Below are 8749 nucleotides of genomic sequence, written 5' to 3'. Positions count from 1 at the left end.
GGGGAGCCCGACCGGGGACCGGGCCGCCCGCGGCGGACCCGGACCGGCGGCCCCGGCGGCGCAGCAGCAGCACGTTGCCGACCGCCGCGGCGGTGAGCAGCACGACGTCCAGCACCGAGCTGCTCCAGGTCAGCCAGGCCGCGGGCGTGCCGTCCGGGGCCGCTCCGGCGGCGAAGGCGCCGCCCAGCTGGGCGAGGAGGCCGTAGCCGCCGTACATGCCGATCAGGGCCGCGCCGCCGAGCGGGAGGCTCAGCGCCACGGCGGTCAGGTAGTACACCGGCTCGTGGCGGACGCCGCCGAGCACGGCCAGTGCGGCGATCGCGGCGACGTACCCGGCCTCGACGGCGAGGCGTCCGTGGGTGGTGGGCATGGTCGTTTCCCCCTGGGACGGTCGGAGTGGTGGGGACGGTGGCCGGCGGACGGGCTCAGGCCCGCTTCTTCCGCCGGAAGACGTCGAGCAGCGAGGCGAGCTTCCCGGCCCGGTCGAACAGGGCGAGGGCGGGTGCGCGGTCGCCCTCCAGGTTGGCGAGCATCTCCAGGCCGAGGTACATCGCCACCACGGCGTGCGCCAGTTCCTCCGGCGGCGCCATCCGGGCCGCGGGCGAGCCCGCGAGCGCCTCGCGCATGCTCTCGGCCGCGAACGCCCGCCACGGGCGGATCCGGGCGGCGACCTCCGGGCGCAGCTCGGGCGTGAACTGCGCCGCGGCGATCATCTCCACCAGGACGGTCACGTGGCCCTGGTCCAGGTCCTCGTCGAAGACGGTGCGGGCGGCCGCCACCAGGTCGCCCAGCGTGCGCGACCGGTCCACCACTGCCCGGTAGCGCTCGTCGCGGTCGGCGCTGACCCGGTCGAGCGCGGCCAGGTGCAGCTTGGCCACCGAACCGAAGTGGTAGAAGATCAACGCCTGGTTGCAGCCCGCCCGTTCGGCGATCTCCCGCGCGGTGGCCCCGGCGAACCCCTTCTCGCGCAGCGCCGCCACGGCCCCCAGGACCAGCGCCGCGCGGGTCTCGGCCGAACTCCGACTCCCGGACCCCTCGACCGACCGCCTGCCACCACCCCGCGCCACGGCGCGCCCCGTTCTGTTGAGCTTTCAGTTTGAGCAACTGCTCAAACTGTAGGGGAGGCGCGGGCCCACGGACAAGGGGGCTGCCGTCACGGGACTGACCCGGCGTCAGGGTCGGCGCAGGTAGGCGAGGGTGACGCCGGTGTCACCGAGTGCGCCGGCCGCCCGCCGTGCAGGCCGGGCGGAGCAGTGGGGAGCGGGCGGGCCCCGGTGCACCGCGGTTTCGAGTGCGGACGGTCCGTCAGGTGCGTCCGGGGCCCTTGGTAGCGTGTCCCGTGACCCCGACACCGGACGAACCCGTGACCGTGCAGCGCGACGGCAGGCTGACGGCGGCCGGGATCCGGCGGGGCAATGTCGTCGCCTACGACTGGGGGTTCCGGCAGGGCGGGACCGACTACGTCCAGCGCACCTTCCTGCTGCTCGACGAGTACCTGCAGATCGACCAGCCAGTGGCGTTTCCGTCCGAGCAACGGGGCTGGTGGTACTGCGACTTGGTGTCGCTGGAGTGGGCCGGCCCCGGTAGTGGGGTGGTGACGGTGCGGGACCGGTGGATCGACGTCATCGTCGGCCCGCCGGACCAGCCCTACCGCCTGCTCGACCTGGACGACTACGCCGCGGCCCTCGCGGACGGCCGCCTCGGCCCGGCCGAGGCGGCCGACGGCCTGACCCGGATGCAGGCCTTCCTGGACCGCCGACTGAACCGGCGGCACGAGGTGACGGGGACCTGGCCCGACTTCCCGCCCCGGGAGGTCGAGGAGCTCCGGACCGTGGAGTTCCCGCGGGCCTGGCAGCTGAGGGACTGAGCGCCGCCGGTTCGCGACCGGCCGGTCGCCGGGTGCGAGTGCTGTGCTCGGCGTGCGCACCCTGTCGTCACGCCTGTTCGGCATCCGGCCTGGTGCGGACAGGTCCGGCCGGTCGGCCGCAGGGCCTTGCATACCGGATATGCATACTCGATATGCTGCTTCCCGGAGCCCGACGGACGTGCCTCACGGACGATGTGCGCAGCCATGGCATGCGCATGCCCGTGCCCGTGCCCGCGCCGTCGTCCTCCTTCATCTGTCGACCAGTTGGGAATGTGTATGAGCGCCACCCTGCCCGCGCCGCCGGCCGTACCGATCGCCCGGGAAACCTCCACCGACAGGTCGCCCCGGCCGAACACCGCCCGGCTCGGCTGGCTGGACGGCCTGCGGGGGATCGCGGCCCTGCTGGTGGCGCTCCATCACTTCGGACTGCTGCCGAACTGGTTCTCCTGGGGGAAGGCGGTGGAGCAGCACTTCGACCTGGGGATGTACGCGGTGATGCTGTTCTTCCTGGTCAGCGGCTACATCGTGCCCGCCTCACTGGAACGCCGCGGTGACGTCAGGGAGTTCTGGGTGGGTCGGATATTCCGGATCTACCCGCTGGTGATCGTCGCGGTCACGCTCGCCGCCCTGCTGCTCCCGGCGCAGTACTCGGCGGTGCCCTCCCAGGTCACCGACCGGCCGTTCTGGGCCTACCTGGCCAACCTCACACTGCTGCACGAGATGACCAACATCGCCAGCGCGCTGGGCTCGATGTGGACGCTCTGCTACGAGATGGTCTTCTACTTCTTCGTGACGGCCCTCTTCGTCCAGGGCCGGCACCGCCGGAGCGCCCCGGTCTCGCTCTTCTTCGCCGGTGCCGCGCTGCTGCTCGGCGCCTGGTGGCGGCCTGCCCTGATCACGCCCAAGGCGCCCTGGGTGGCCCCCGGCCCCACGCACCACATCATCGCGGCCACCGCGCTGGTCATGCTCACCGGGCTGGTCCTGATCATGCTCGGCCGGCCGGAGCTGGTCCGGACCGGCGCCATGGTGCTCGGCGGCCTCGGCGCGGCGCTGCTCTTCCTCAACGCCCGCTCCACCTTCTTCGAGAGCATGACGATCCTGGCCACGATGTTCGCCGGCACGGTGGTCTTCCGCGCCGAACAGGGGCAGATCGACCGCACCCTGGCCTGGATCTGCTGCGCGTTCGTGCTGACCGCCGGATTCCTGGTCGGCTACTTCTACGACAACGCCAAGGCCCAGCAGATCACCTGGACCGGGAGCTGGCAGGCCTACTCGCTCGCTTACGCCGGAGCCTGGCTGACCTTCGGGCTCGGCATGCTGCTGCGCCACCGGCGCTGGCCCCGGGTGCTGACCTGGCTCGGCAGGATCAGCTACTCGGTCTACCTGGTGCACCTGCCGGTGCTCTGGGCCACCTGGTGGTTCAAGGACAAGGTGGTCCACTTCCCGGCCACCGGCGCGGGCCGCTGGCTGCTGCCCGCGTTCTTCGTGGCGATGGTGCTGCTGTTCAGCGAGCTGACGTACCGGTTGGTCGAGATACCCGGTCAGAAGCTGGGCAAGCGGGTCGCCGCAGCCCTCAACCGGCCGACGGCGGCGAGCACGGCCGACGGCGCGTAGGCGGCGGGCCTGGCGGACCCGGCGACCCGGCGGCGCTCCTGCCGCCGGGCTGCCGCGTCACGGGTTCAGCAGCCGCCAGTGCCCCTCGGAGACCACCTCGACGGTCCCGTCGACCACCTTGATCGCCGTCTCGCCGTCGGTCGCGTAGGCCCGGCGCGGCATCGTGGCGGCCCACTTCTCGGCGTTGGCCATGGAGTTCTCGGGCATGCCCGGACAGTCCACGTGCGGGAAGAGCGAGAAGTCGACCAGGCCGAGCGTCGTGTCGCCGCCCCCGGCCGGGCCCCAGTGGACGAACTCCGCGCCGATGCTCGGGGTCAGCACCATGCTCCCGGCGCTCAGGCCCACGTAGACGGTGTCGCGGAGCGTCGGCAGCAGCGCCGCCAGGCCCGACTCGCGCATCCAGTGGCACAGGTACATCGGATCGCCGCCCTCGACGAGCAGCGCGTCGGCCTGCTGGACCAGGGGGACCCACAGGTCCTCGCCGATGCTGGGCAGCGCGGTGAGCTCCAGCACGCCGAGCGACTTCCAGCCCAACTGGGCCATCGGTGCCCGGTCCTCCAGCCCGCTGATCACCCGCCGCGCCTGGAGGGCGCCGCCGGGCTGCGCGTACAACGCGGTCGGCACGAGCAGCGCGGTGCACTCGGCGACCGGTCTGCCCAGCAGGTCCACGAGCGCGCCGTGGATGCTCGCGTTCTTGATGCCCGAGTCTGTGAGGAGAAGCTTCATCACACCGCCGTCCCGTCGCCGCCGAACCTGTCCGGCGAGGCTAGCCGCGGACACTGACAATCCGTCGGCGCCGCGCAGCCGGTCTCCGGCCGGCCCGAATTCCGTTGGACGCGCGCGCTCCCCGTTCTCATACTGTGCGCGTGGAGGGGACGAGGGACATCGACGACTTGCAGGAGCTGGTGGCACGCCTGATCGGCAGCACGGTGGAGCGGGTGCACGTGCCGGCCGACGGGGAGGGGGAGTTCGGGCTGCAGCTCCGGCTGACGCGGCCGCGGGCGGACGGGACGACGCAGACCCGGTTCAGGTGGCTGGCGATCTACTCGGTGGCGTGGCGCCTGGACCGGCCGGCGGCCGCGGCGGACGCGGTGGTGGCCGCCTCCGGCGACCCGGAGCGGCGGTTGGCCGAGGACCTGGCGGTGCTGGCGGGCCGGGAGATCACCGAACTGGGCGTGCGGCTGCCCGGCTGGGACACCCGGATCCGGTTCGGTGACCTCGAACTGACCATCTTCCCGGTCTACTTCCACGACCCGTCGGCGGTCCCGGACTGGAGCTTCCGGATGCCCTCGGGCCGCAAACTCGTGGTCGGACCGGGGCCGCGGTGGGCGATGACTGCTTGACGGTCGTGGACCCCGCGCAGGCCCACCGACGGATCGCCCCGCTGCTCGGTCGACCCGCGTGGGGCGTCCGGCGGAACGCCGGGAGCTGGGTGACCGTGGAGTTCGGCCCACCACGCCCACCGGATCCCACCGGCTACGTCGGGGGCCAGTGGCACCTCTGGATCATGATGGCCGCCTGGCGGCTGGAGACGGCCGACGAGGTCGTCGTCGGCTCCGAGGACCAGGGACTCGACGAGGCGCTCGCCAACCTGGACGGCAGACCGCTGACCGGTGTCGAGATCAGGCCGCCCGCGCTGGCGACCCGGTTCGACTTCGACGGGCTGCGGCTGGAGACCTTCCCGATCTACCGGAAGGACCCCGAGCAGGGGGAGTTCGAGCACTGGCTGCTCTGGCTGCCCACGGGCGAGGTGCTGGTGGCGGGCTCGGCGCTGACCGTGGAGCCGACCGCGCCGGCCGGGGTGGTCCGGGGCCGGCGGTGCCCGTGCCCGCGCTGCGGCGACCCGGGCGGCGGCACCGGCGGGGGCGAGGCCGCGTTGCTCCGGTAGCCGCGACCGGCGCGGCGAGCGGCCGCTACCCCGCTCCCCGGAGCTTCGCCACCAGGCGTTCCAGGTCCGCCAGTTCGTCCTGGTCCAGGGCCAGCAGGGCGGTCGGCGGGCGGGAGAGGATGGCTTCGGCCTGTTCGGCGGCGGCGGTGCCGGCGGGGGTGAGGGTGACGAGTTTGGAACGGCGGTCGGTCGGGTGGACGGTGCGCTCGACCAGGCCGCGGCGTTCGAGTTCGTCGACGATCAGGGTGGTGTAGGGCTTGTCGGTGTTGAGGCGGTCCGTCAGGTCACGCATCGTCAGCGGACCCGGGAGCAGGCGGCGCAGGGCCCGGGTACGCAGGAAGCTGAGGCCGAGGGCCTCCTCCACCTCGGCGCGCCGGTTCTCCTGGCGCAGGACCAGGTCCGCCAGGGCGGCCCAGACCCGGGCCGCCGTGTCGCCGGCTGCGTTGTTGCTGTGCCTCATCTGCTCCCGCCGTCCTCGGTGTTCACCGCCCCCGGGGTGAGCAGCCGTGCCACCCGCGCGGCGCTGCGCCCGGCCCGGGGGCCGGTGGTGAGGATACCGAGCGTCAGCACCGTGCACGCGCAGGCGGTGGCGACCCACCAGCCGACGTGGCTGGCCTGGGCGAAGCCGGTGCGCAGCGGGCCGTGCACGGCGGAGGTGGCGAGCGAGCCGATCAGGGTGACGCCGAGCAGCTGTCCGGTCTGGCGGCTGGTGCTGGCGACGGCGGCGGCCACGCCGGCCCGCTCGCGCGGCATGCCGGCCACGGCGGTGGTGGTGATCGGCGCGTTCAGCATCCCGAAGCCGAGGCCGAACAGGGCGTAGGAGAGGAGCAGCTGCCCGGTGCCGGTGGTGGCCCGCAGGTCGGTCAGCAGCAGCGTGCCCAGGGCCATCGCGCCCCCGGCGGCGACCAGGGGGATCCGGGCCCCGCGGGCCGCGACCAGTCGGCCGGACAGCGGCGAGCAGACCATCGCCAGGGTGGCCAGCGGCAGCGTCAGCAGGCCCGCGTGCAGCGGCGACCAGCCGCGCACGTCCTGCAGGTAGAGCGTGTTGAGCAGCAGGAAGCCGCCGAGTGCGGCGAACCCGCAGACCGCGATGAGGCTGGCGCCGGCGAACGGCACGCTGCGGAACAGGCGCGGATCGATGACGGGCGCCGCGCTGCGCAGGGCGTGGGGCACGTAGCAGGCCACGGCGAGCACGGCGAGGGTGCCGCACAGCAGCGTCTGCGTGGAGGTCCACCCGGCGGTCGGTGCCTCGATGACGCCGTAGGTGAGGCTGCCCAGCAGCACCACGATCAGCACCTGGCCCACCGGGTCGAGCGGGCGCGGGTGTTCGGCCCGCGACTCGGGAACGTAGCGGGTGCAGAGCACCAGGGCCGCCACCCCCACCGGCACGGTGGCCCAGAAGACCGCCCGCCAGCCGACGGTGTCCACCAGCGCGCCGCCCAGCAGCGGGCCGAGCGCCAGGCTGACGCCCGCCACCGCGCCCCAGACGCCGATCGCCCTGGCCCGCTCGCGCGGCTCGGTGAAGGTGTTGGTGATGATCGACATGGCCACGGGGTTGAGCATCGACCCGCCGACGGCCTGGGCGACCCGCGCCGCGATCAGGGTGCCGGGGCCGGGAGCGAGCGAGCAGAGCAGGGTGCCGAGGGTGAACAGCACCAGGCCGGTGCGGAAGGTGCGGCGTCGGCCGAACCGGTCGCCGGCGGCGCCCGCGGGCAGCAACAGGGTGGCGAGCACCACGGTGTAGGCCGCGACCACCCACTGCAGGCCGGCGACGCCGACGTGCAGGTCGCGCTGGATCGCGGGCAGGGCGACGTTGACGATCGTGTTGTCCACCCCGACCAGGAAGAGGCTCAGGCAGCAGATCGCCAGGATCCGGATCCGGTCCCGACGGTCGAGTGGCTGCGGCCCGGTGGGTCGGGTGGCGGTGAGCCAGGTAGTTAATGTCATACAACCATTATAGGCATACAACTAACATGGCCGACGATGAGGTTTTGGCCGGAAAGTGGCCGGGTGTGGCTGTGGGGTGATCGGTATGGTCTGCGCATGCCACCTCAGTCGCGCAAAACCACCGCCCTCCCGGTGCTCCAGTACCGCAAGCCCACCCGTGGGCGGGACTACTGGGTGCTGGACGACGTCCTGCCGGACGTGGACCGGATCCGGGCCCGCCTGCTGGCCCGCGAGGACTGGACCGCGGGGTACCCGCACAAGCCCGAGACCTGGCCGGGCCACCGCGCGATGCCGGCCCTGGAGCCGGACGAACTGGCCCTGGTCGAGGCCCTGGTGCGCAAGTCGACGGGCGCGAAGAAGCTGTGGGCCGAGACTGCCGCGGGAGCGGCCACGGTCAACCACAACTGCGTGCAGGTGGTGGGCGAGGGTGAGTGCGAGCCCCGTCCGCACACCGACTCGCGGGCGCTGTGCCGCTACGCGGCGGTGCTGTACCTCAACCCCGAGGCGCCGAAGGACTGCGGGACCAGCTTCTACCGGCAGCAACTGCCCGGCGGGACGCTCGGCGGCAACCTGGTGACGGCGCCGCACAACAACCTCGCCGAGGCGCTGGGGACCAGGTTCGTCCCCGCGGACTCGTTCGTGGAGGACGTGCGGGTGCCGCACCGGTACAACCGGCTGCTGCTGTACAGCGCCAACCTGATCCACACCGCGACCGGCTACTGGGGCAGCGCGCTGGCGGACAAGCGGATGACGGCCGTCTTCTTCTGGATGGCGTGAGGCGGAGGGCTCCGGGCGGTCGTCGCCCGGGGTCCGAGGATGGACGGCGTGGTGCCCGAGGGTCGGGTGCCACGCCGTTCGGCTGTCCGGATGCCGGTGGTCGCGGGTCGCCGGAGAGCCCAACTGGCCTGCGTTGATTGCATTTTCACGCAATGATTAGGTAATGGCCGAAAGTTTTCGGTCACCGGCCTGACGGTGTGCCAGGGTCGACCCCCTCGGTGTCGGGAAACTCCGCAGGCCCGCTCCGGCGCGGGGGCGGCGCAGGGCGCGGATCGGGCTCATGCCGAGCGGTCGAGCGGGTGAACGATTGTCGGTCAATCCGTGGCCGCCATCTGTCATGCGCGGTTCACCGCCTGCCACCATTCCGGTGCCGCCACTGCACGGGCCCCTCACCCAGCAGCAACGCGGCCGTTCCGCACCGCACCGCACCCGTGTCGCGCACCAGCGGCCGGGCCGCCCCCACTGCGCCGCTACCCGCGGCCAGGTCGCTCCACCGCTCGTGACCCCGCGAGCGGTCGGGAAGGAGACCCATGTCCCGCTACACCTCTGCCCGGGGAACGTTGGCCGCTCTGGCCACCACCACGGCCCTGCTCGTCACCGCCGTGCCGGTCAGCGCCCACGCCAGCACCGACGCGCCGTCGGTCGCCGCGTCGCCG

10 protein-coding genes are annotated in these 8749 nt (G+C 72.9%); 5 read left to right on the top strand and 5 right to left on the bottom strand.

Features of this window, described 5'->3' with window-relative positions; genetic code table 11:
• Positions 1-370, bottom strand: a 370-nt coding sequence (locus tag ACFW1A_RS34680) for a hypothetical protein (protein WP_380416290.1), incomplete at its 3' end; no start/stop codon positions are given.
• A 55-nt stretch (positions 371-425) separates the two neighbouring features.
• A complete protein-coding gene (locus tag ACFW1A_RS34675) occupies positions 426-980 on the bottom strand; it encodes a TetR/AcrR family transcriptional regulator (protein ID WP_380416288.1) in 555 nt (184 codons plus the stop codon).
• A 383-nt stretch (positions 981-1363) separates the two neighbouring features.
• Between ACFW1A_RS34675 and ACFW1A_RS34670 the strand changes: the two genes are divergently transcribed.
• Positions 1364-1867, top strand: a complete 504-nt coding sequence (locus tag ACFW1A_RS34670; RefSeq protein ID WP_380416286.1) for a DUF402 domain-containing protein — start codon at positions 1364-1366, stop codon at positions 1865-1867.
• A 276-nt stretch (positions 1868-2143) separates the two neighbouring features.
• Positions 2144-3481 carry an acyltransferase family protein gene (locus tag ACFW1A_RS34665; protein WP_380416284.1) on the top strand — a complete coding sequence of 446 codons (1338 nt, stop codon included), beginning with the start codon at positions 2144-2146 and terminating at the stop codon, positions 3479-3481.
• Between the two features lie 57 nt (positions 3482-3538).
• Here ACFW1A_RS34665 and ACFW1A_RS34660 read toward each other — a convergent pair whose 3' ends face one another.
• On the bottom strand, positions 3539-4207 hold the full coding sequence (locus tag ACFW1A_RS34660) for a Type 1 glutamine amidotransferase-like domain-containing protein (RefSeq protein WP_380416281.1): 669 nt from the start codon (positions 4205-4207) through the stop codon (positions 3539-3541).
• A 140-nt stretch (positions 4208-4347) separates the two neighbouring features.
• Between ACFW1A_RS34660 and ACFW1A_RS34655 the strand changes: the two genes are divergently transcribed.
• A complete protein-coding gene (locus ACFW1A_RS34655; protein ID WP_380416279.1) occupies positions 4348-4824 on the top strand; it encodes a hypothetical protein in 477 nt (158 codons plus the stop codon).
• 89 nt (positions 4825-4913) lie between these two features.
• Positions 4914-5369, top strand: a complete 456-nt coding sequence (locus ACFW1A_RS34650; RefSeq protein WP_380416277.1) for a hypothetical protein — start codon at positions 4914-4916, stop codon at positions 5367-5369.
• A 25-nt stretch (positions 5370-5394) separates the two neighbouring features.
• Here ACFW1A_RS34650 and ACFW1A_RS34645 read toward each other — a convergent pair whose 3' ends face one another.
• Positions 5395-5829 carry a MarR family winged helix-turn-helix transcriptional regulator gene (locus ACFW1A_RS34645; protein ID WP_380416274.1) on the bottom strand — a complete coding sequence of 145 codons (435 nt, stop codon included), beginning with the start codon at positions 5827-5829 and terminating at the stop codon, positions 5395-5397.
• Positions 5826-7316 (bottom strand): MFS transporter, encoded by a 1491-nt coding sequence (locus ACFW1A_RS34640; protein WP_380416271.1) that lies wholly within the window; start codon positions 7314-7316, stop codon positions 5826-5828. Before ACFW1A_RS34640 ends, ACFW1A_RS34645 begins: the two co-directional genes overlap by 4 nt.
• 96 nt (positions 7317-7412) lie before the next feature.
• On the opposite strand from ACFW1A_RS34640, the gene ACFW1A_RS34635 reads away from it, so the two are divergent.
• The gene (locus tag ACFW1A_RS34635) at positions 7413-8093 is read left to right on the top strand and encodes a DUF6445 family protein (protein ID WP_380416268.1); all 681 of its coding nucleotides are present in this window, start codon (positions 7413-7415) and stop codon (positions 8091-8093) included.
• Positions 8094-8749: the final 656 nt, after the last annotated feature.

This window comes from Kitasatospora sp. NPDC058965 (assembly GCF_042741245.1).
Taxonomy (GTDB): Bacteria; Actinomycetota; Actinomycetes; order Streptomycetales; family Streptomycetaceae; genus Kitasatospora.
Note: the sequence above shows the minus strand (reverse complement) of the source record. Positions and strands in the feature narration are given on the sequence as shown.